Source organism: Devosia sp. WQ 349K1 (assembly GCF_016595685.1).
Lineage (GTDB): Bacteria > Pseudomonadota > Alphaproteobacteria > Rhizobiales > Devosiaceae > Devosia.
Genome location: NZ_JAENGO010000008.1, coordinates 98,042 through 119,564 on the forward strand (window position 1 = coordinate 98,042; position 21,523 = coordinate 119,564).

General features: G+C 57.6%; 16 protein-coding genes, 1 tRNA gene and 2 pseudogenes. 7 read left to right on the plus strand and 12 right to left on the minus strand.

Features of this window, described 5'->3' with window-relative positions; translation table 11 throughout:
- Positions 1 to 56: 56 nt before the first annotated feature.
- The 3 genes from JHL21_RS15915 to JHL21_RS15925 all read right to left on the minus strand — a co-directional run bounded on the left by JHL21_RS15915 (position 57) and on the right by JHL21_RS15925 (position 3,606).
- Complete coding sequence (locus JHL21_RS15915) at positions 57 to 998, minus strand: ABC transporter substrate-binding protein (protein WP_169196216.1); 942 nt, start codon at positions 996 to 998, stop codon at positions 57 to 59.
- A gap of 86 nt (positions 999 to 1,084) precedes the next feature.
- Positions 1,085 to 2,080: an ABC transporter permease gene (locus JHL21_RS15920; RefSeq protein WP_169196217.1), complete on the minus strand. Its 996-nt coding sequence runs from the start codon at positions 2,078 to 2,080 to the stop codon at positions 1,085 to 1,087.
- A gap of 32 nt (positions 2,081 to 2,112) precedes the next feature.
- Complete coding sequence (locus JHL21_RS15925; protein WP_200214708.1) at positions 2,113 to 3,606, minus strand: sugar ABC transporter ATP-binding protein; 1,494 nt, start codon at positions 3,604 to 3,606, stop codon at positions 2,113 to 2,115.
- A 187-nt stretch (positions 3,607 to 3,793) separates the two neighbouring features.
- Here JHL21_RS15925 and JHL21_RS15930 point away from each other — a divergent pair, with 187 nt between their 5' ends.
- Positions 3,794 to 4,486 carry a FadR/GntR family transcriptional regulator gene (locus JHL21_RS15930; protein ID WP_200214584.1) on the plus strand — a complete coding sequence of 231 codons (693 nt, stop codon included), beginning with the start codon at positions 3,794 to 3,796 and terminating at the stop codon, positions 4,484 to 4,486.
- A gap of 82 nt (positions 4,487 to 4,568) precedes the next feature.
- Here the strand turns inward: JHL21_RS15930 and JHL21_RS15935 are convergent, their stop codons facing one another.
- The 3 genes from JHL21_RS15935 to JHL21_RS15945 are packed head-to-tail and all read right to left on the minus strand — an operon-like array spanning position 4,569 to position 8,362.
- Positions 4,569 to 6,215, minus strand: a complete 1,647-nt coding sequence (locus JHL21_RS15935; RefSeq protein WP_200214585.1) for an iron ABC transporter permease — start codon at positions 6,213 to 6,215, stop codon at positions 4,569 to 4,571.
- Positions 6,212 to 7,297 carry an ABC transporter ATP-binding protein gene (locus JHL21_RS15940; protein WP_169196220.1) on the minus strand — a complete coding sequence of 362 codons (1,086 nt, stop codon included), beginning with the start codon at positions 7,295 to 7,297 and terminating at the stop codon, positions 6,212 to 6,214. The genes JHL21_RS15935 and JHL21_RS15940 overlap by 4 nt, the downstream gene beginning before the upstream one ends.
- A 30-nt stretch (positions 7,298 to 7,327) precedes the next feature.
- The gene (locus JHL21_RS15945) at positions 7,328 to 8,362 is read right to left on the minus strand and encodes an extracellular solute-binding protein (RefSeq protein WP_199532583.1); all 1,035 of its coding nucleotides are present in this window, start codon (positions 8,360 to 8,362) and stop codon (positions 7,328 to 7,330) included.
- A 759-nt stretch (positions 8,363 to 9,121) separates the two neighbouring features.
- On the opposite strand from JHL21_RS15945, the gene JHL21_RS15950 reads away from it, so the two are divergent.
- Both JHL21_RS15950 and JHL21_RS15955 read left to right on the plus strand, forming a co-directional pair.
- Positions 9,122 to 9,319 carry a hypothetical protein gene (locus JHL21_RS15950; RefSeq protein WP_200214586.1) on the plus strand — a complete coding sequence of 66 codons (198 nt, stop codon included), beginning with the start codon at positions 9,122 to 9,124 and terminating at the stop codon, positions 9,317 to 9,319.
- Positions 9,316 to 10,265: pseudogene (locus JHL21_RS15955) on the plus strand (transposase); the annotation flags it as partial. The gene JHL21_RS15950 and the pseudogene JHL21_RS15955, both read left to right, overlap by 4 nt.
- A 17-nt stretch (positions 10,266 to 10,282) precedes the next feature.
- Here JHL21_RS15955 and JHL21_RS15960 read toward each other — a convergent pair.
- Positions 10,283 to 10,359 (minus strand) — tRNA-Arg (locus JHL21_RS15960).
- A gap of 263 nt (positions 10,360 to 10,622) precedes the next feature.
- Between JHL21_RS15960 and JHL21_RS15965 the strand changes: the two genes are divergently transcribed.
- Positions 10,623 to 11,228, plus strand: coding sequence for a DNA-3-methyladenine glycosylase I (locus JHL21_RS15965; protein ID WP_200214587.1), 606 nt, complete (start codon positions 10,623 to 10,625; stop codon positions 11,226 to 11,228).
- 34 nt (positions 11,229 to 11,262) lie between these two features.
- Here the strand turns inward: JHL21_RS15965 and JHL21_RS15970 are convergent, their stop codons facing one another.
- On the minus strand, positions 11,263 to 11,700 hold the full coding sequence (locus JHL21_RS15970; RefSeq protein WP_169196945.1) for a peptidylprolyl isomerase: 438 nt from the start codon (positions 11,698 to 11,700) through the stop codon (positions 11,263 to 11,265).
- Positions 11,701 to 12,233: 533 nt separating this feature from the next.
- On the opposite strand from JHL21_RS15970, the pseudogene JHL21_RS17830 reads away from it, so the two are divergent.
- A pseudogene (locus JHL21_RS17830) lies at positions 12,234 to 12,575 on the plus strand (transglycosylase SLT domain-containing protein); the annotation flags it as partial.
- A 2-nt stretch (positions 12,576 to 12,577) separates the two neighbouring features.
- Here the strand turns inward: JHL21_RS17830 and JHL21_RS15980 are convergent.
- Complete coding sequence (locus JHL21_RS15980) at positions 12,578 to 12,952, minus strand: response regulator (protein WP_200214588.1); 375 nt, start codon at positions 12,950 to 12,952, stop codon at positions 12,578 to 12,580.
- A 215-nt stretch (positions 12,953 to 13,167) separates the two neighbouring features.
- Here JHL21_RS15980 and polA point away from each other — a divergent pair, with 215 nt between their 5' ends.
- Positions 13,168 to 16,089 carry a DNA polymerase I gene (gene polA / locus JHL21_RS15985; protein WP_200214589.1) on the plus strand — a complete coding sequence of 974 codons (2,922 nt, stop codon included), beginning with the start codon at positions 13,168 to 13,170 and terminating at the stop codon, positions 16,087 to 16,089.
- Between the two features lie 240 nt (positions 16,090 to 16,329).
- Positions 16,330 to 16,881, plus strand: coding sequence for a hypothetical protein (locus JHL21_RS15990; RefSeq protein ID WP_200214590.1), 552 nt, complete (start codon positions 16,330 to 16,332; stop codon positions 16,879 to 16,881).
- Here the strand turns inward: JHL21_RS15990 and tsaE are convergent, their stop codons facing one another.
- From tsaE to JHL21_RS16005, 3 genes are all read right to left on the minus strand, one after another.
- Positions 16,882 to 17,298, minus strand: a complete 417-nt coding sequence (gene tsaE / locus JHL21_RS15995) for a tRNA (adenosine(37)-N6)-threonylcarbamoyltransferase complex ATPase subunit type 1 TsaE (RefSeq protein ID WP_182394730.1) — start codon at positions 17,296 to 17,298, stop codon at positions 16,882 to 16,884.
- Positions 17,298 to 19,691, minus strand: a complete 2,394-nt coding sequence (locus tag JHL21_RS16000) for an ATP-binding protein (protein WP_200214592.1) — start codon at positions 19,689 to 19,691, stop codon at positions 17,298 to 17,300. Before JHL21_RS16000 ends, tsaE begins: the two co-directional genes overlap by 1 nt.
- A 938-nt stretch (positions 19,692 to 20,629) precedes the next feature.
- Positions 20,630 to 21,472 (minus strand): hypothetical protein, encoded by an 843-nt coding sequence (locus JHL21_RS16005; RefSeq protein WP_210338933.1) that lies wholly within the window; start codon positions 21,470 to 21,472, stop codon positions 20,630 to 20,632.
- Between the last annotated feature and the right edge of the window lie 51 nt (positions 21,473 to 21,523).

A 21,523-nucleotide genomic window follows, 5' to 3' on the forward strand; every position in this document is an offset into this window, starting at 1 on the left:
TTTGGTCCTGATCAAGTGGAAAGGGGCCGGTCCCTCGTCCGGCCCCCGTAACAATCTTAGTCGTAAAGAACTGCTGCGATCTCTGGATCGGCCATATTGTCCTTGTCGTAGTAGTAGAAGCCGGTATCGATGACCTTCGGCAGGGTTTCGCCCTTCAGCGCCTTGATCGCGGCGGCGACGGTTTCGTAGCCAATGCCCACTGGGTTCTGGGTGATCGCGCCATTGACGAGACCGGACTGAACGAAGCCCTTCTGCGCGGCACCGGAGTCAAAGCCGATGACGACGATCTGGGAGTTCAACTCCTGCTTGCCGTTGGCAACGCCAATGGCCGAGCCTTCATTGGTGCCGAAAATGCCCTTGAGATCTGGGTTTGCCAGCAGGATCGACTTGGTGACTTCGGTCGACTGCAGATGGTCACCACCGCCGTATTGAACGGTGACGATTTCGATCTTTGGGTGGGCTTCCTTGATGCGGTTGACGAAGCCTTCAACGCGTTGAATGCCGGTGCCGCTGGTCTGGTCGTGACCAACAACGGCGATCTTGCCTTCGCCACCGATGAGTTCGGACATTTTGTCGGCAGCCAGAGCGGCAGCAGCAAGGTTGTCAGTGGTGGCAGTGGTCAGCGGGATGTCGCTATCGACGCCAGAGTCAAACGCGATGATCGGAATGTTGGCAGCCTTAGCCTGTTCAAGCAGTGGCACGGCGGCCTGGCTGTCGAGAGCGGCAAAGCCGATAGCGTCTGGGCTACGCGAGAGGGCCGCAGCCAGCTGATCGAGCTGACGGTCAACCTGGCTTTCGCTTTCTGGGCCTTCAAAGGTGATGGTCGCGCCAAGCTCTGCACCAGCCTTTTCTGCGCCAGCCTTTACGGCCTGCCAGAACTGATGCTGGAAACCTTTCGAGACCAGCGCGATGTCATATTGATCCTGCGCAAGGGTCACGCCGGAAGCGCTGACAAGTGCGAGTGCGCTGATGGCGCCGAGCAGAGTACGTCTAAGCATAGGGTTTCTCCTCCCAAGTGTTCACGTCTTGGCTCAAAAGAGCCGGTCGTCAGCGCCCAGATTGGGGCGCGATACACGCGTCGCCGCTAAAGGGTGCGGCGGCGCAGTATGTCGGCATAGACGGCCAAGATGATGATGCAGCCGGTAACAACCGTCTGCCATTCCTGCGCCACCGAAAGGATGCGCAGGCCATTGGCCAAAACTGAAATGATAAGCGCGCCGATGAGCGTGCCGAGAACCGTGCCGCGGCCGCCAGAGAGCGAAGTGCCCCCGATAACCACCGCCGCAATCGCGTCTAGCTCATAGCCCTGACCCAAAGCGGGCTGCGCCGAGTTGAGGCGCGAGGCAATGAGAATGCCAGCCACGCCACAGATCGAACCTGCCGTGGCGTAAACGGCAATCTTCCATCGATCGACGTTGACGCCGGAGAGGCGCACGGCTTCTTCGTTGGAGCCCAAAGCAAAGGTGTAGCGGCCAAGGGCCGTTTTGCTCAGCACGAAGGCGGCCACGATCGCAACGGCAAACAGCACGAGCACACCATTGGGAATGGGCAGTGCTGGAATGACCGCGCCCACCAAAGAGCCCTGAGCGATCTGGGTGAAGCCGGGCGTATCGTTGAAATAGATCGGACGCGTGCCGGAGATGACCAGCGACAGGCCTTTTAGGATCAGCATCATGCCAAGGGTAGCGATGAAGGGTGGTACTTTGAGCTTGGCAATCACCGTGCCGGAGACCAGACCAGCGCAAGTGCCAGCGAGAATGGCGCCAACCACGCCAACGGGCAGTGGCAAGCCGAGATAGGTGAGCAGGACGCCCGCAATAACGGCACAGAAAGTCATGAGCGTTCCGACCGAAAGGTCGATGCCGCCCGTGATAATGACCAGCGTCGCCGCGATGGCGAGAACGCCATTGACCGAGGTCGCTTGCAGAATGGCCAGAATATTCTGGGTCTGCATGAAATTGGGCGAGGCCAAGGAGAAGACAATGATCAGCGCAAGAAGCCCTGAGAAGGCGAGCAATCGATGGAAGGCGCCCGAAATTCGAATGCCTGACTTCTGTGCGGGTACGGCGGCGTCTGTCATAGTCTTTCTCTCCCCCTCAATTGGCGCGGTGCTTAGCCCGCGCGCTTGAGCTCCATGCCGTCGCGCATGGTTGCCAGGCGCATGATGTCTTCTTGGCTCGCGCCACCGGGAAGGAAGCCCGTGAGGCGACCTTCACACATGACAGCGATCCGATGGGCCAGGCGCAGTATCTCCGGCAGCTCGGAGGAAATCACGATGATCGCCTTCCCTTCCGCTGCCAAAGCATTGAGTAATTTATAGATTTCAGATTTCGCACCGACGTCGATGCCGCGCGTCGGCTCGTCAAAAATCAGCACATCGCAATCACGCAGCAGCCATTTGGCGATGACCACTTTTTGCTGATTGCCCCCAGAGAGCAGGCGCGCTTCTTGCCCGTCGCTGGGCGTTTTGATGGCGAGCTGGCGAATATAGCCTCGTGCGGCCTCGGCCATTCCACCCTCGTCGAGCACGCCGCCCGCATGGGTAAAGCGCCCAAGACTAGCCAGAGCGATATTGTTGCGCACGTCCATGCCGGTGGCGAGACCGAAGAGCTTTCTGTCTTCGGAGAGATACCCAATGCCCGCTTCGACAGCGTCCTTGGGTGAATTGATGGTGATGCGTTTGCCGTTGATATAGACCTCGCCGCCTTCGCGCCGGTCAGCGCCGAAAATCGCCCGAGCAACCTCGGTGCGGCCTGCACCCATCAGCCCGGCAAAGCCGAGAATTTCGCCCTTGCGCACGGTAAAGCTGACATCGCGGATTTCGCGACCACGAGAGAAGTTTCGGACATCGAGCGCCACTGGCGCGTTTGACGTGTCCGGAATGACCAGCGCCTCATTGGTCAACGCGCGCCCTACCATCATGGAGATAATGGTTTCGATCGGCGTGTCGGCTGCCGGAACAGTGCCAACATATTCGCCGTCGCGCATAATGGTGACGCGGTCGGAGATCCGCTTGATTTCATCCATCTTGTGAGAGATGTAAACAATGCCAACACCGTCCGCCTTGAGGCGATTGATGATGGCGAACAGCTCAGCGATTTCGGCGTCGTTGAGCGCTGCGGTCGGCTCGTCCATAATGAGGACACGGCTGCGATAAGACAGCGCTTTGGCGATTTCGATCATCTGTTGCTTGGCAATGGTAAGGGTTTCGACCTTCACCGTTGGCTCAAGCTTCAAATTCATCTGCGCGAAAATTTCCGCCGCATCGCGATTGAGCTTGGCCTCGTCCAGAATGCCGAACTTGCGCGGCTCGCGACCGATGAAAATGTTTTGCGCAGCAGTGAGATCGCGCATCAGCGCCAGCTCTTGGTGAATGATGGAAATGCCGTTCGCCTGGGCCTCGCGCGGCGAGCTGATGTTAGTGTGAGCGCCGTTAACAAGCACGCTGCCAGCGTCGCGAGAATAGACGCCAGAAAGGATTTTCATCAGCGTGGACTTGCCCGCGCCATTCTCTCCCATGAGAGCATGAACCTCACCGGGCAAGAGTTGAAACTGCGCATTGGAGAGAGCGCGGACGCCGGGAAACGACTTGTCGACACCGGTCATTTCGACCAGCGGCCCAAGCGTCGCGTTCACGTTCCCAGCCGGATTTTGCGCCACAGTGATGTCCTCCTCAGGGAGGCTCCTCAGCTATCCCTGCCCTGACCATAGTAACATGTTAGCACGCCTGTCAAGTGGTCTGACCAGTAGACAGGTTGACCGGTAATGCCTATGGTGTGTTGTGGAGGTGGTCATGAAACTACAGGCCGTTTCAAACCGAAAACTATATATCCAGATTGCCGATCAGATCCGCGATCAGATCGCGGCTGGCGCGGTCGCGCCCGGCGTACAGCTGCCTTCAGAGCGCGACTTGGCCCAAAGCCTGGGCGTATCTCGCCCTACAGTACGCGAAGCGCTGATCGCGCTGGAAGTCGCCGGCCTGGTCGAGGTGCGTGTTGGCGTCGGCGCTTTCGTTAAAGGGCCTTTGGCCCGCGAAACCGATCTTCCCGAGCAGAGTGCATCGCCCGTTGAAATTATGGCCGTGCGACGTCTTTTAGAGCCGGAAGCGGCGGCCTTGGCCAGCCAAGGCATTTCTCCTGCCGGTCGAGAGCGTCTCAAGCAAACGCTAATCCGCATGGGCGAAGAGACAGCATCCGGGCAATGGTCGTCCGACAGCGACCGCACTTTGCACATGACGCTGGCTGAAGCATCCGGCAATAGCGTTTTGCGCGAAACGCTGGAAGGTCTTTGGGCCTCGCGGACCGGAGCGGTCGACGAGCAGTTTCACCGGCACCTTGGCGATATCGATGCCGTTCGAGCGCATATTCTTTCCGACCACGTGTCTATTGCAGATGCCGTTTTGGCCGGGAATGCGGACGCTGCAAGCGCCGCGATGACGGCGCATCTCGACTATGTCGCGCAAGCTATGACCGACGTTTGGGATTAATTCCCTTTGCATCGACGCAAGAAAAAACCGGGCCACCTCGCGATGGCCCGGTTTGTTTTTGTAGTCTCGATAAGCGCTTGGCTTAGATCTTGATGTCCTTATTCCCCAGCTTCATCAGCAGGAAGAGTGAGGCCATGGTCAGGACCAGAAGAATGGTCGAGAGCGCAGCGGCCGTGCCCAACTGACCACGGATAACTTCAGCATAGATGCCGAGCGCCAGGGTCTGTGTGCCGGTGTTGTAGAGGAAAAGCGTTGTCGACAGCTCGGTGATGATGGTCACCCAGCTCAGCACCGCGCCCGAGAGAATCCCCGGGCCGAGCGCCGGAACGATGATGCGCGTGAGGGTTGTCCACTTGGACGCGCCTAGGCTCATCGCCGCTTCTTCAATGGCTGGGTTGAGCTGGCCCATGAGCGCGGTCGTAGAGCGCACCGAATAGGGCAATCGACGGATGGTCAGTGACAGCACCATGATCAGCGCCGAACCGGTGAGGATCAGCGGGCCGGTCGAGAAGGCCGTGATCAGCGCAATACCGATAACCAAGCCCGGCACCACATAGGGCACCATGGTCATGGTATCGAGCAGATTGCTGAGCCAGCCCTTACGGCGCACCACGAGATAGGCAACGAGAACAGCGATCACCACCAGAATGGCAAGAGCGGTGAGGCCAATGCCAAAAGTGTTGCCGATGTAGCGCCAGATATCACGCTGCGAACCGACATAGTTCTTAAAGCCCCACCCATCGACGAACTGGCCATACAGGGTGTTGCGGAACGAGGAAATGACCACCACCACCAGAGGCGCAAGCGCGAGGAAGAGGAAGGAATAGACATAGGCGTGAACGCCGAAGTTTGCCCAACCCTTGATCTGCTTTGGCTCGATGGTGCGCATCGCCGTCATCGAGAATTTTTGACGACTGGCCAGATATTTCTGGAACAGGAAGATCGACATGGTCACGAGGATGACTATGACGGCGACCGAAGCGGCAAAGCTCTGGTCGGTCGCCACTTCACCGACGAAGGACGAGTAGATCAACACGGGAACCGTGCGGAAGCCCTGCCCGATCAGCATTGGTGTACCGAAATCGGCGAAGGCACGCACGAAAACCAAGAGCGAACCTGCCAGAACCGTTGGCCAGAGCAGCGGCGCAATAACTTGGAACGCGCGACGGAGCCCCGTAACCCCCATGCTTTCAGCGGCTTCGAGCAGCGACACGTCGACCGTGCGCCAAGCACCCATGAGATAGGTGAAGATCAGCGGCACAAGCTGCAGGGTAAGTACCAGGATGATGCCCGGGAATCCGTAGATGCTCGGCGGTTTGACGCCGAATACATCTTGGATGAGCTGGGTCACCATGCCGTTGTTGCCCAGCATCAGGATCCAAGAATAAGCGCCAATGAACGGCGGCGACATCATGGAGGCCAGAATGAGGATTTGGATGATACCGGAACCGCGGACGCGGAACATGGTCATGAAATAGGCGAGCGGGAAAGCCACGGCGAGCGCCAGAACCGTCACGCAGACCGTGACGAGAACGCTGTTCCACAGGGTGGAATAATAAAGGCGCGAGGAGAAGAACTTCTCAAAGCCCGCCAGCGAAAACTCACCGTCGGCGCTGAAGCTGTTGAACATGACCGTCATCAACGGCCAGATCACCATCAACAAATAGCCAGCGGAGAGAACGACGGCGACCGTGGTCCAACCGTCGAACTTTTGCCGAGTTGCGCTCACTTGGACTTGCTCCGCGTGATCGAAACGCCAGTGACGGCATCAAAATAGGTCAAAACGTCATCCTTGAAGACCAAGGACACCTTGTCGCCACGCTGCCAGAGCGCGTCGCGGATCGAGAATTCAAGGAATTCTACGGTTTCGCCAGTGCTCAGACGCGCACGGATTTGCGAATGTGAGCCGAGGAAGGTTTCTTCGACCACTTCCGCTGGCAAGCCATTGTCGCCGACGTGCACGGCCTCTGGGCGGACCGAGATCTGGACCTTGCCCGTGGCCGCCGGATCGATGCGATTGGTCACGTCCAGCACAACGCCGTCGCCGAGATCGACAACGGTCTGATCGCCGCGCTTTTCAATTTCGCGCTCGATAAGGTTGGTCTTGCCAATGAACTCAGCCACGAAGCGATTTGCCGGGTTGCGGTAGATTTCAGCGGGCGTATCGCACTGCTGCACCACACCCTGGTTCATCACCGCGATACGATCAGACACGGCCATGGCTTCTTCCTGGTCGTGGGTGACATATACGGTGGTAATTTTGGAAGCGCGCTGCGCTTCGCGAATGGTGTCACGCATCTCAACACGCAGCTTGGCGTCAAGGTTGGACAGCGGTTCGTCCATCAGCAGAACGGCCGGCTTGATCACCAGAGCACGGGCAAGTGCCACACGCTGTTGCTGTCCGCCCGACATTTGGCCCGGCAGACGATCCGCAAGATGGTCCATGTGGACCTGCTTGAGGGCGACGGAGACACGCTCAGCGGCCTCCGCCTTCTCGACTTTGCGAGTCTGCAGCCCGAAGGCAACATTCTTCGCCGCAGTCATCTGCGGGAAAAGGGCATAACTCTGGAACACCATGCCGATGTTTCGCGCCGCTGGCGAACGATCATTGATGACGACGTCGTCAAAAGAGATCGTTCCGGATTCAATGGAATTGAAGCCGGCGATCATGCGCAGCAAGGTTGTCTTGCCGCAGCCTGAGGGGCCAAGAAGCGTGAAGAATTCACCTTCATGAATGTCCAGATCGAGATTTGGGATCGCGACCTGGCCGTTGTACTCTTTGCGCAGAGAGCGCAGCGCGATGCTGGTCACCGGGCTGCTCCTATTGGTTGTTAAACGTTCTTAGAAATTAGCTTCGAGGATCGTGCGGTACTTAGCAACGATCGCATCGCGGTTCGCTGCTACGTATGCGCCATCTTCCTGAATGGTCGGGATGTCAGACAGGGCTGGCAGGCCTGGCTTGACAACACCATCACGCAGCGGACGACCAGCGGTCTGTTCCGCCAGAATGGTCTGGCCTTCTTCAGAGATGATGAAGTCCACGAAGGCCTTGGCAGCAGCTTCGTTTGGTGCACCCTTGATGACCTGGAGCGTTGCCGGCAGGAAGGCTGCGCCTTCAGACGGGTAAACGATCTCGACCGGCGCGCCCGAGAGGACGAAGTTGAGCGAAAGCGGTTCGTAGGTAAGGCCAACGATATACTCGCCTGCGGCAACGTCCTTAGCTACTTGGCTGGACGAACCGATGGTGATGCCGTTGAGCTGGGTCACGAGCTTGCCAACAAAATCCCACGAAGCGTCGGATTCATAGTCGCCGCCAACAGCCTTGAGCATGTTGGTGAGCTGAGCAAAGGCAGACGAGGACGCCGTTGGGTCGCCGAAGGCAATCTTGCCCTTCAGCTCTGGCTGTAGCAGGTCTGCATAGGACTTGATTTCGATGCCAGCAGCAGCGGTCGCTTCGGTGTTAACCAGAAGGTTCGAACCGTCAGCTTGGTATGGGGTGAAGAAGCCCGTAGCATTTTTGCCAGCTTCAACCATGAATTCATTGTTTGGCGAAACATATTCAGCCCAGAATTCAGTGTGGGCCGCAGCCTGAGCTGCGCCGCCGCCGAACAGCACGTCGCCCTGTGGGTTCGACGCTTCCGAACGGATACGCTGGTAGAGTTCGCCGGTCCCTGCGGTGATAATCTGGACCTGAACACCGGACTTTTCTTCAAAGACTGGGATCAGGCTTTCCAGCATGCCTTCTTCATTCGGGGTGTACACGGTGAGCGTGGTACCCGAAATGGCAGCGTCCTGAGCAACGGCGCCGAGAACACCGGTCAGGGAAAGTGCGATAGCAGCAATTGTTGCTGCACCAATGGATGACGTGCGACGCATGTCGATATTCCTCTCATCGGCTATGACAAAGCCTGAGGGGAATTATCGCACTTTAGCGCATGCCATGTTCTGCAATATCGTCGTGGCTTCACCCCCGAGGGTATTGACAAACCGTTAACCTGAAGCGGCCGACTAGGTTTTCTCTGCTGGGCACAGGATTTTCAAGTCTGAGCAATGGACCGAAAAAGTGGGAATTCTCCGAACAACCCTCTGATAATTCTATTGAAATCCAATCATGCACAGATTCTCAGGAGGACATTTTGCTCTCGCGGGAAAATCAAAAATTTGTCCCAGACTGCTCCCAAAAAGCGCGTGAAAATTCGATCCAGCGCGGCTGACCGCCGTGATATCAACGGTTTTAAAGGCAGGCGGCAGTGAGGAAACTGCGCACGTACCCACTGTAGCACCGGAATCGTGACACTGTCGTGACACGCTTGGACGGCAGGACGTGCACGGCGCGCGCAGACAAGTCAGGAGAGCGGACGTCGTCAGCTCACATAGACAACACTTGGTAAGACTGGCCACCGCTTTACAGAGCCGAAACGGCCGGTGGGCTCAAGCGTATGAAACGACGTGGCGCTACAAAATTGGTGAACCATCCCGCTAACGCGTGAAAGGCAGAGCTCAAGCCAGAAAGATAAAATTTTATTGAAACTTTCTAAAATTGATTGTCCTAACGCCTTATCTAGACGTTATTTTTCCCTGCCAGTATCACTTGCATGAGAGCTGCACTGATGCTTAAAATGGGGACACTGATGAATGACAAGCTCGCCGTATACGCTACAGCCTTCAGTCTTGTTTCTGGTTCGGCTCATGCTGCATCTGACCTTTTTGTCGATCAACTTGGCCAAAATCTGCTGCCACTATCTGTACGGCATCAGGACCTATGTCTCAGAAATGGGTTTGCGATTTAAGGAGAGTTCTGGTCTCGTCAGAGTGACGAAAGATCCAGAATGACGACAAAAACATCCAAGACGAAATCATCCGCAGAGCAGGTTGTGAAGGACATTCGCCGTGTAACGCGGCGACACTTTTCCGCCGAAGACAAGATCCGGATCGTGCTCGACGGATTGCGTGGCGAGGACAGCATTGCGGAGCTGTGTCGGCGTGAAGGCATCGCCCAGAGCGTGTATTACTCTTGGTCGAAAGAGTTCTTAGAAGCTGGCAAGCGACGTTTGGCTGGAGACACTGCTCGTGCCGCTACCAGTGATGAGGTTCGGGATTTGCGCCGGGAGGCGAGCGCGCTCAAGGAATGCGTTGCGGATCTGACGCTTGAGAACCGCTTACTTTAAAAAAGCATGATCGCAGATGGGGAGGAAATCGAATGAGATATCCAGCATCAGAAAAGCTCGAGATTATCCGACTGGTTGAGCAATCGCATCTCCCAACCAAACAGACGCTGGATCGACTGGGCATCCCCCGACGGACCTTTTATCGTTGGTACGATCGTTACTGCGATGGTGGCCCTGAGGCGTTGAAAGATCGATCCCCAGCGCCAAGCCGGGTCTGGAACCGTATCCCTGAGCAAATCCAGCAGCAAGTCGTCGATCTGGCGTTAGAGCAGCCTGATCTGAGCCCTAGGGAGCTTGCGGTTCGCTTCACCGATGAGAGAGGCTATTTTATCTCAGAAGCCAGCGTTTACCGGCTTCTCAAGGCCCATGACCTGATCACCAGCCCCGCCTATGCGGTGATCAAGGCGGCCAATGAGTTCCACACCAAGACCAGCCGCCCCAATCAAATGGGGCAGACCGATTTCACCTATTTCAGGATCATCGGCTGGGGTTGGAAGTATCCGTCTACGGTGCTGGACGATTACTCCCGCTACATCATTGCCTGAAAGCGCTGCTCCAGCATGCGGGCTCAGGACGTCACCGATACGCTGGGCTCGGCATTAGCAGCTTCAACTTCTGCGTGAGTTTTTGGCGCACCCGGCGAGATTCGAACTCACGACCTCTGCCTTCGGAGGGCAGCGCTCTATCCAGCTGAGCTACGGGTGCAGGCCGGAATCGGGGGTAGACCCCGATGAATGAGCGGCAAACTAATGGAACTATGGCGCTTTCGCAACCAGCGATGTGGCCCCTTGGGTTCTCTCCACACCTCGTGGCGCCGAGGGGCATATCTCTGGCACTTGGCTGGCCTTTATGGGCCTGAGCCTTGGCCCCGGAATGGCCGAGCACGGGCCACGTGCCCCAAAACCTACTGACAGCTTGTGCCAATTTCTGCAGTATGACCAAGGTGTTTATGGAATGCGAGGGAAGCGATGAGCCTAGTGACAGGCCCTGATGGTGCGCCGCGCTGTGGCTGGTGCGGGGAAATCGCCGAATTCTTTCCCTATCACGATCATGAATGGGGTTTCCCGGTTGTCGATGACCGCAGGCTGTTCGAGAAGATCAGCCTTGAGGGGTTTCAGTCGGGTCTCTCCTGGCGGACGATCCTCAATAAGCGCGAAAACTTTCGGCGCGGCTTTGCCAATTTTGAAATCGACGCGGTCGCCCAGTTCACCCAAGACGATGTCGAGCGCCTTTTGCAGAATAGCGGCATTGTTCGACACCGGGGAAAGATCGAGGCGGTGATCAATAATGCGCAGCGGGCGCAGGAGTTGATCAAAGAGGCCGGCTCGATTGCAGGCTTTGTCTGGCAGTATGAGGCGAAAACGCTAAGCCCACCGCAGAGCCAGACGACATCGGCTGAGGCGATCGCGCTTTCAAAGGCGCTCAAGAAACGCGGCTGGAAGTTTGTCGGGCCGACTACGGTCTTCGCCTTTATGCAGGCGATGGGCCTCGTTAATGACCATCATGAAGGCTGCGTGACCCGCGCAAAGGCCGCAGCAGCCCGCGCCGCTTCTTCGCCACCGCAGAGACAATAAAGGCGGCTCGACGCCGCCTTTTGGGCAAGCCTAATTAGGCCTGCGCGCGCACTTCGACCAGCTCGACGTCGAAAATGAGATCTTTGCCAGCCATCGGATGGTTGGCGTCGACCGTGATGGTCTCATCATCCATATCGATCACGGTAATCGTCACGAGGCTGCCATCGGGACCACGGGCCTGCAGCTGCGTGCCGAGCTCCAGGGGGATGCCAGCGGGGACGAAGTTGCGGCTCATTACCTGAACGGCTTCGTCGTGATGGGGACCGTAGGCATCGGCCGCCGGAATGGTGACGGTGGACTTATCACCGACGCGCATCTGCGCGACGTGACGATCTAGCCCCGGAATAACCTGACCAACCCCGTGGGTGAACTCCAAAGGTTCACGCCCCTCGGAACTGTCAAACACAGTCCCATCGGGAAAGCGCCCGGTGTAATGAATGCGAATGATATCGCCGGTCTGAGGTGAGCTCATGGATCGGCCTTTCGGTATAGTGTTTCCAGACGGGCTGGATCGTTTAGGACTGTCGCGGCCTATCGCTTAACCCCTCTTTAAGCCTAAGGCCCTAGAGGGCGGGGCAGGTTCAATGGCTCGCAACGATGAAACCCATTTGGGTTTACTGGCCATATCCAAGACTCTGGGCGAGATCGTGGCCGCAAGAAGCGCCCGAATGCTCGGTCCGATCACACTTGCTGCGCTCGCGTGGCTCCGCCCCAAAGCCGCCGCGTTTTGCGCATACGGCATTTTTACAGACGGGTAATCTGGGAATGCGAATGACGGCACGGCCGCTTACCATCACCGCTACGTTGATCCTTGCCACTGTGCTGGCGGGGTGCTCCTTTGCTGGCATTAAGCCAATGGCGGGGAACCGAGCGGGACAGACTGCAGCTGCTGCACTCGAGCAGGCTGTGTCAACGCCAACGCCTGCCGGCCATGTGCCGAAAGCGGCGGCGGTCCCAACAGCACCTGCCGATGTGGTGATGGCCTATGCCGACACACGCGGCAAGATCAATGCGCTGGTGACCCATTATGCGGCCCAGTACAAGGTGCCAGAAAGCCTGATCCACCGCGTGATCGTGCGCGAAAGCACCTATAATCCCGCAGCCCGCAATGGCCCCTATTACGGCCTTATGCAGATTAGCCACGCAACCGCGCGCGGCATGGGCTATCGCGGCGAACCCGCAGGCCTTTTGGATGCCGAAACCAATATGCGCTATGCCGTGCGCTATCTGGCTGGGGCCTATATGACCGCTGGTGGCGATCCTGATCGATCAGTGCAGTTTTATGCTCGGGGCTATTACTACGACGCCAAGCGTCTCGGCCTCGTTGAAAAAGCTGGCCTGCGTTAAGTTTACGCCTCGCGGCCCAAAAGCTTATTGAGAATACTGTCGAGTTCGTCGAGCTGATAGGGCTTTTCCAAACGCGGTAGATCGCTGGATTGGTTGTGCGGCAGCTCGGCATAGCCGGTGACCAAAAGCACCTTCAGGCCGGGGCGCAGCTTTTGAGCGGCTTCCGCCAGTTCGATACCGGTAATGCCGGGCATAGAATAATCGGTCATCAGAACGGTGATGTCAGAACGTTCTTCGAGCAGTTTTAGGGCTTCGGCGCCAGAATAAGCCTCAATCGCGATGTGCCCAAGCTCGGCAAGCAGATCCACCGTATTCATGGTGATCAATGCATCATCATCGGCCACCAGAATTGTAGCCTGCCCCACAGTCGTAGTCATAGGTGAACGCCCCCTCCTCAGCCATGCGCGCTCTTGCGGCGCATTAGGGCTAACACACTGACCTATAGCCTATGAGAGGCCGAGCTCTTCGTCTATGGGAAAATCATCCTGTTTTACAACGTGATAGGGCTTACTGACACGGTTAGGCATTTAGCAGTGCCAAGTCAGGCCGTCCGCGGTTAAACTGGACCCAATCTCGAAACGGGAATCGTCTCATGCATCTTTTGCTCGTTGATGGCTCGGGCTACATCTTCCGTGCCTTCTTCGCCCTACCCCAGCTGAACCGCAAATCTGACGGACTGCCTGTCGGCTGCGTGCAGGGGTTCTGCAATATGCTGTTCAAGCTCACCCAGGATATGGAGGGCGATGATCGCCCCACCCATATGGCCGTAATCTTTGACGCCAAGGGCAAGACCTTCCGCGACCAGATTTATGATCAGTATAAAGCGCAGCGCCCGCCTGCGCCTGAAGAGCTGGTGCCGCAGTTTCCGCTGACCCGTTCGGCGACCCGCGCTTTCTCCATCCCCTCCATTGAAATGGAAGGGTGGGAAGCCGACGACATTTTGGCAACCTATGCCCGCATGGGCCGCGAGCAGGGCTTTAAGGTCACGATCGTTTCGTCGGACAAGGATCTGATGCAGCTGGTTGAGCCCGATGGTTCGATCCGCTTGCTCGACACTATCGCCCGCCCCGGCCAGCCGCCGCTGCGCTGGATTGGCCCCGATGAAGTGTTCACCAAGTTTGGCGTGACCCCGGACAAGGTTATCGACGTGCAGGCGCTGTGTGGCGACACGGTCGATAACGTGCCGGGCGTGCCGGGCATTGGTCAGAAGACGGCTGCAGAGCTGATCAATACCTATGGTGATCTCGAAACGCTGCTGGAGAAAGCTGGTGAAATTAAGCAGCCTGCGCGTCGCCAGAAGCTGATCGACAATGCCGAACTGGCCCGTATCTCCAAGCGCCTCGTGACGCTCTCGCAGGACGTGCCGGTGGAACTCGACATCGACGCCCTGGTGCGTCAGCCGATGGAGCCGAGCAACCTCTTCCCCTTCCTCAAGGCGATGGAATTTGCCACCATCACCAAGCGTTTGGCAGCCCATCTCGATGCCAACCCAGACGATTTCGAGGCGGACCCTGAGCTCCGGGCTGGCGGCGACACGCCGCTGGAAGGCGTGCCAGAAAAGTCCAAATCCCTCTCCGTGGCCAAGGCCAAGCTTGCCGCAAATGTGGTTCCGGGCACCGGCCCTGCGCGTCACGCCGCTGAAGAGCATGCGCGGGTAAAAGCCATTCCGGTCAATTATGATGCCTATCGCATCATCAACACAGAAGCTGACCTCGCCGCGATGATCGAAAAGATCATCGACAAGGGGCTCGTCTCGATCGACACCGAGACCACCGGGCTTGATCCGCAATCGGCGGATTTGGTGGGCGTCTGTCTATCGACCGAAATTGGTGAGGGCATCTATATTCCGGTTGGTCACAGCAAGGCTGGAGACCTGTTGGAAGGTGGCGGCCTTATTGATGGGCAATTGCCGATCCGCACCGTGCTCGACATGCTCAAGCCGGTTCTGGAAAACCCTGCCATTCTCAAGATCGGGCAGAACTGCAAATACGATATGGAGATATTGGCCAATCTCGGGATCGCTATGGCCCCGATTGATGACACCATGCTCATCTCTTATGCGCTCGATGGTCCGCGCTATAACGGCATGGATGTGTTGGCCGATCATTGGCTCGAGCACAAAACCATTTCCTTTGGTGAGCTGGCGGGGACCGGCAAGAACCAGAAGACCTTTGATCAGCTCGAAATTGCCGCCGCAGCGCGCTACGCCGCCGAAGATGCCGACGTAACGCTGCGCCTCTGGCATGTGCTGAAACCACGTCTAGCCGCAGAAAACGCCACGACGGTTTATGAAACGCTGGAGCGTCCGCTGGCACCAGTGCTGGCGCGTATGGAAGCGCGCGGGGTGACGGTTGACCGGCAAATGCTGGCGCGGCTTTCGGGCGATTTCTCCCAGCGCGCGGCCGCATTTGAAGCCGAAGCCTATGAGCTGGCCGGGCAGAGCTTTAATCTTGGCTCGCCAAAACAGCTCGGCGAAATCCTCTTTGATAAAATGGGCCTCGAAGGCGGCACCAAGACCAAGACGGGTGCTTGGTCTACGGGCGCGGATGTGCTCGAAGATCTCGCCGCCAAGGGCATTCCGCTGGCCCGCACCATCGTCGACTGGCGTCAGCTCTCCAAGCTCAAGAGCACCTATACCGACGCTCTACCGACCTTTATCAATCGCCGGACGGGCCGCGTTCACACCTCCTATCAGCAGGCTTCCGTGCTTACGGGGCGCCTATCGTCGAACGAGCCGAACCTACAAAATATTCCCGTGCGTACGGCGGACGGCCGCAAGATCCGTCAGGCCTTTGTCGCTCCCGAAGGCAAGACACTGATCTCGGCCGACTATAGCCAGATCGAGCTGCGCGTTTTGGCCCATATCGCCAATATTGGATCGCTCAAGGATGCGTTCGAGGAAGGTCTCGATATTCACGCGATGACGGCTTCGGAAATGTTTGGCGTGCCGGTGGAAGGCATGCCGAGCGACGTGCGACGTCGCGCCAAGGCGATCAACTTTGGCATTATCTACGGGATTTCAGCCTTTGGTCTGGCCAATCAGCTGGGCATCGGGCGCGGCGAAGCGGGCGACTATATCAAGACCTATTTCGAGCGCTTCCCGGGCATCAAGGACTATATGGAAGCCCAGAAGTCGCGCGTCAAAACCGACGGGTATGTGACAACGATCTTTGGCCGGAAAATCCAGTTCCCCAATGCGAAATCGGGCAATCCATCCGAACGCGCCTTTGTCGAGCGCGCGTCGATCAACGCGCCTATTCAGGGCTCGGCGGCTGACATTATCCGTCGTGCCATGATCCGCATGGAACCCGAACTGGCGAAGGCCGGGATTGAGGCGGACATGCTGCTGCAGGTGCATGACGAGCTGATCTTTGAAGTTCCAGAGGGCACTGAGGATCAGGCCATCCCGGTGATCAAGCGGGTGATGGAAACCGCTTCGGAGCCCGCCGTGCGCCTGACCGTGCCGATCCAAGTGGACGCGCACGCAGCCAAGAACTGGGACGAGGCGCACTAAGCGCACGGTTCTATTGAGCATTGAAAGGCCTGGGCAGCCTAGAGAGCTGTTCAGGCCTTTTGCCTTCATTGCTGCTTCGCGCTGTTGAAAAAACGACACAAAAGCAACCATAATGGCGCAAGTTGCGCAGATGATCACACCTGCTTAACAACAAATTCACGTAACGCTGTCTCTTTATTCGGAAATTATACAGTATCCATTTGGGGCACTGATTGATTTTTGATGAGAACGGACGTCATCATGACAGTGACTGACGACACAATTGCCCAATGCAACGCTGTGACCTTTGCGGCCGGTCAGGCGACAAGCGAATTGATGCGCGAATTTGGCAAGAAGATCGGATTTCAAGAGACTATTGATTATCCGCGCTTTGCCGAGAATGAGGCCAAGGGGCTCAATTTCTTCCTTGTGCACGGATCGATCCCGGACGCCAATAAGCTCAGGCTTATTCGGGCCCTGCGCTCGCACCCCGATGTGATGCGCCGGTTTGCGCCGGTGGTGTGCCTGCTCTCCGGTGGGCCACGGCATCAGGTGGTGCCGCTGGTGGAGATGGGGTTTGACGAGGTGCTGTTCCTCGTCGACAGCGTCGACTCCATGCGCGCCAAGCTCAATGCTCAGCTGAACCACCGGCTGATGTATGTGCAGACGTCCAAATATTTTGGGCCAGACAGGCGGCGGATCGAACTGGTGGATCGCAATGATCCACGCCGCAAATATGGTGGCTCAGAATTTCGGCGGATTATGGTGGTGCGCAACCCCACCAGCGGGATCGAGACGCAGGAAGCGCTCTGATCAGAGCGTGAGGCGCACCAGGCGCCCGTCCCCACCCTTGGGAATGGTGAGCGTGACCGTGAGATTTGCCGCTTTGGCAATATCGGGGGCGCGCTCGGCCCATTCGACCAAGACGATGGCGCTGGGATCGTCGAGCAGCCCCAATTCATCGGCTTCGCTTTCATCGGCGAGGCGATAAAGATCCGCATGCAGGACAGGCCCCTTGGGCGTGTCATAGGGCTGGATGATGGCGAAGGTGGGGGATGGGACCTCCAACTCCGGATCACCCGCCAGAGCGCGGATAATGGCGCGGGCAAGAGCGGTTTTGCCAGCACCGAGGTCGCCTTCAAGACGCACGATGGTGCCCGGTTGCAGCTCGGCCGCAAGCGTTGCGCCAAATTCTGCCGTAGCCGCGTCGTCAGGAAGGAAAAGGTCCATTATTCGGCCACACCCGCCATGGCGCTATCACGCGGCAGATTGACGATGATGCGGCTGCCCTTGGGCTCGCGGCGTTCGGCCGAGATGGTGCCGCCATGCAGGTTCACAAAGGTGCGCACGATGGAAAGGCCAAGCCCGGCGCCGCGCTGACGACCGCCAGCGGCAGGGGTATCCAGACGGGTCAAGATCGCCGACTTCAGCTCGTCGGTGAGGCCTGGGCCTTCATCTTCGATGACGAACAGCATGCGGCTGTCGCGACTGGTAACGGCCAAGCGGATCTCGCTGCCGGGCGGGGCAAAACGCGCCGCGTTCGAGAGGAGATTGTAGAGCACCTGCACAAGGCGCGTCCCGTCCGCAATAAGGGACGGCAGGTTGGGCTCGATATCAACCACCAGCTTTGCCGGTACGCCGGAGACTTCGGGCATGGTCGCGGAAATGCCCGCACGGGCCTTTTCGATGAGCGCGGGGACATCAAGCCGCTCAGGATTGAGCTCGGCAATGCCCGCGTCGACGGAGGCCAAATCGAGAATATTGTCGATGAGCACGCCAAGGCTGACCGAGGAGGCGCGGATATAGGAGATATAATCGCGCTGCTGGGCGGTGAGCGGGGAGCTTTCGTCGGCGGCCAGAACTTCGGCAAAGCCGATGATCGAGGTCAGCGGCGAGCGCAGCTCGTAGGAGACGTTTTCAACGAAAGCGTCCTTGAGACGATCAGCGGCGACCAGCGCATCGTTACGCTCCTTGAGCACCTTGGAATAGCTGGCGCTTTCGGTGACGTCGATAAAGGTCATCATCGACTGACCATCGGGCAGACGGGTGATCGAGAAATCGATGAGCTTGCCATCCGAGCGCGTGATGCGGCCCTTCTGGTCCGTGCGGGTAGGATTAAGATCGATGATGGCGCGCTTGAGATCACGCCAGATGGTGGCGCCATCATGGGGCAGCGCTTGCACGCAGCGGCTGGCGATCTGGTCGATATGGGGCGCGGTTTCGAGCTCGGACTTAACTTGCGACCAAAGCTCTTCAAAGCGCGGGTTCCACAGGGTCAGGCGGCCATTGGTGCCGAACACAGCCACAGCTTCGGACAGCGCATTGATGGTTTCGCGCTGCACATTGGTGAAGGCCTTGTTGGTTGACGCCATGTTCAACCATTCGGTCATGTCTTCAAAGACATAGATGACGCCGCCTTCAGCGCCTGCGGGCGCGGAAATGACCTTGACCGTGCGACCATCCGGCAGATGCCAAGGATCGGCCTCAAACGGCTCAGTGCGCTCGTAGCTCTTGAGATGGTTGGCGCGCCAGGTGTGGTAGTCAACGGAATTGGGCAGGCGCCCTTCGGTGCGCAGCTTATCGAGGACAGCGCGCTCATCGGTGCCGGGGGTGAGGAACAGACGATCTAAGCCCCAAAGCTTGATATAGGCCTCGTTGTACTGCACCAGCTGACGCTTGGCGTTAAAGATGGCAATCGGGGTGCCGAGATTGTCGATCAGGCCGGAGATCGGCGCAACGGCGGCCTCAGGGATCGGCGCTGGATTGGAGATCGACTTGCGTGGCGCCAGATAGCCACCAATGCCACCGGGCACGTCAAACTCAACCACATAACAATTAACCGCTGCAGCTAACGCATCGAGATCAAGGTTCTCGACCGACTTACCGCGCGTTTGCGCCAGATTGACCAAGGCTGGATTGGCAAAATCGAGCTTGCCATCTTCGAGGCGCAGGAAAGCGGGCTCGGGCATATGGGTGATAATGGCCTGAGCGCATTGCCAATCGGCCGCTTCAACCACGGCAACACTGGCCGCTTCACCCGGCTCCAAATAGGCGGGGCGCAAGCGCATGGCGATGGCGCCACCCATGACCCAACCCGAGCAACGGACCTGACGACCATCGAGCGTTTTAAGGCTCGATGAGAAGCGATGACCATGCATCTTCAGATTATCGAGCAGCTCTTGCAGGCGATTGGCTTCTGCAGGACCGAGCCAGCTGCGCAGATTAAGGACGCTATGAGGCTGACGGCCCACGGGCAGAACCGCCGAAGCATCGCCCAGAATGCGGGGTTCGGCAGGGGTCGCGCTTTCGTCGGTCCACAATACGGTCAACTCACGCGAGCCCGCGATCAGGCTCTCATATTCATCGACCATGTTGCGCAAGTCAGCGATTTGCGAGGAGGCGCGACGACGCGCGGCACGCGTATCGACCAAAATCGAGCGCACAACGGCCATGGCGATGAGCGAGAAAGCGCCCGCGCCGAGCACAACGGCCACCGGCGCAATGCCGCCGAGACTGACCGGAACACCGCTCTGAGCGACAGCCGGAGCTGCGGCGAGCAGAGACAGAGGGGCAGCGCTAAGTGCTGCGAATCCCAAGTGTTTCCGGAATCGTTCCGGCACCATGCCAAGCCTCATGTGTTCGTTGCGCCAAGGTCCGACCCACAAGGGCCAGTATGCATTTACTGCTTTGGCGGCGGCCTACGCGGAGAATGGCTCTCCTGCCGCTCGCTGATCCGAACACTCAAAATCAAAGTATCCGAATCACCCTGACATTAGCCGTGGTCGGAATCGGGCAAAAGAGTCTTCCTGCCTGTGAGGAGCGGGCAAATGGCAAGGAATGCACTTGACTGTGAACGAAACAGAAACCTTTACGAAACGTAAAAGCCCGGGCAAATCACCCGGGCTTTCACATGTATTTTTCGAGCTAAGCGCCGGAAAATCTGAGGTTTCGGCGACTTTAACGCCAACGCTACAAGGCGTCGATCCCCGAGTACGAACACATTGTCTGAATTATTGTCACAGGGAAGAGAGAAACTGGAGACACTTGTACAGCGCTTGGCCGCATAATCAATGAATAGCGCCGTATAACCCAGAGCAGAGCGGAGACGAAGCTGGAGGTGAGCAGAAACTGTCATCCTCAACAGTAGCCGCGAAGGAGCTATCGTTTGTTAGCGGACATCGGCCATTCTCAAAATTGGTGTTGCCTCAGCGAAGCAACGATCAAAATTCACTCTCCGATCAGCTGCCGCACAGTGTCCCACTTCCGACCACCGAACATAGATCGCCCCCTTTATGGCCACGATCTTACCGCAGGCTCGCGCACCAAACTATCGCCACTCAATCGCAAATTGCGAAGGTGTCAGCCTCGTTAGGTTTGGCGCAGTTATCAGACGCTAGAAGGGACCAGCAACGGCCATTCATCCGGCCATTTTCGTTCCGCAAACGCATCCAAACGACTATTGCGCCTCAACACCCTCGGTCGCATGACCGGAAGTCGCTAGACACTATTAATCTATTCGGTGGCGGACCGCCCAACTACACCAACAAATGGGTAGGATCACTTACTGTTTTATGCCGAAGGCCCTGCGGATGCGCGACAATTTCTGGGACTGCTCAGGGTCACGCGCAACATTTTTTAACCCTTCGCGCAAAAAGGCAATAAGGAGCAAAAGGAAACCCACGCCAATAGCCGCCGCCACGGCGAAAAGTGCACTTGAACGAGAGTGCACAGTATCCACATAAATGTCTGAAGTGAGATTCTGAGGCGTTACGCTTCCTTGCACCTGCAACTGTAGAGTATCGAGTGTTTCGTAGTGATACTGCTGGCTATCGAGCAATGAGATCAGAGCAACAGCGTCTATGCCGCCGCTTAACTCACCTTCACTGGTTACGCTTTGTTCAGATTGGGTAAGCGAGGTTAGCGCGCGCTCAATTAATTGGAGACGCGCCGAAGTTTGAGCGATTTTGTGCTCAATCTCTGCAAGCAATTCCGCATTTGGGGCGGAACTAACGACCAGCCCCTTAACTACAGCTTCCAAAGACGCACGGGCAACCGCAGCGTCGGGGCTCGAGATTTCTAGCTGATAAAAATCAGTGTCTGGCACGCGCTTGGATTGCAGGGTCGCTAATGCCAAGCGCCTAACCTCCCTAGCTTCGGCGCCCACAGCGTCAGCTTGGGCATGACTTAAAACCGCATCTGACCTCAGCAGCGGTACTGCTGTGTCACCTAAGACGATTTCAGCGCGCGCTTTGTATACCGTCGTAGATGACCCGACCAAAAATGCAAAAACGATAGCGCCCGCCAGCAATGGCCCTATGAGCAGCATGATCCAGTTTTCAGCAATCACGACTGCGATGTCGAGCAAGCTAATTTCATCCTGGGCGACCTGTTGCTCCACAGTCATTTTCCTTTCGCTACAGGGGGGTTATTCCGCTTAAACTACTACGGGTTTCTC

Excerpts from the sequence above, each read along its gene's own strand:
- JHL21_RS15915 (WP_169196216.1), bottom strand. The coding sequence starts at position 998 with ATGCTTAGACGTACTCTGCTCGGCGCCATCAGCGCACTCGCACTTGTC.
- JHL21_RS15920 (WP_169196217.1), bottom strand. The coding sequence starts at position 2,080 with ATGACAGACGCCGCCGTACCCGCACAGAAGTCAGGCATTCGAATTTCG.
- JHL21_RS15925 (WP_200214708.1), bottom strand. The coding sequence starts at position 3,606 with ATGACCGGTGTCGACAAGTCGTTTCCCGGCGTCCGCGCTCTCTCCAAT.
- JHL21_RS15930 (WP_200214584.1), top strand. The coding sequence starts at position 3,794 with ATGAAACTACAGGCCGTTTCAAACCGAAAACTATATATCCAGATTGCC.
- JHL21_RS15945 (WP_199532583.1), bottom strand. The coding sequence starts at position 8,362 with ATGCGTCGCACGTCATCCATTGGTGCAGCAACAATTGCTGCTATCGCA.
- JHL21_RS15950 (WP_200214586.1), top strand. The coding sequence starts at position 9,122 with ATGACAAGCTCGCCGTATACGCTACAGCCTTCAGTCTTGTTTCTGGTT.
- JHL21_RS15965 (WP_200214587.1), top strand. The coding sequence starts at position 10,623 with ATGAGCCTAGTGACAGGCCCTGATGGTGCGCCGCGCTGTGGCTGGTGC.
- JHL21_RS15970 (WP_169196945.1), bottom strand. The coding sequence starts at position 11,700 with ATGAGCTCACCTCAGACCGGCGATATCATTCGCATTCATTACACCGGG.
- JHL21_RS15980 (WP_200214588.1), bottom strand. The coding sequence starts at position 12,952 with ATGACTACGACTGTGGGGCAGGCTACAATTCTGGTGGCCGATGATGAT.
- polA (WP_200214589.1), top strand. The coding sequence starts at position 13,168 with ATGCATCTTTTGCTCGTTGATGGCTCGGGCTACATCTTCCGTGCCTTC.
- JHL21_RS15990 (WP_200214590.1), top strand. The coding sequence starts at position 16,330 with ATGACAGTGACTGACGACACAATTGCCCAATGCAACGCTGTGACCTTT.
- tsaE (WP_182394730.1), bottom strand. The coding sequence starts at position 17,298 with ATGGACCTTTTCCTTCCTGACGACGCGGCTACGGCAGAATTTGGCGCA.
- JHL21_RS16000 (WP_200214592.1), bottom strand. The coding sequence starts at position 19,691 with ATGGTGCCGGAACGATTCCGGAAACACTTGGGATTCGCAGCACTTAGC.
- JHL21_RS16005 (WP_210338933.1), bottom strand. The coding sequence starts at position 21,472 with ATGACTGTGGAGCAACAGGTCGCCCAGGATGAAATTAGCTTGCTCGAC.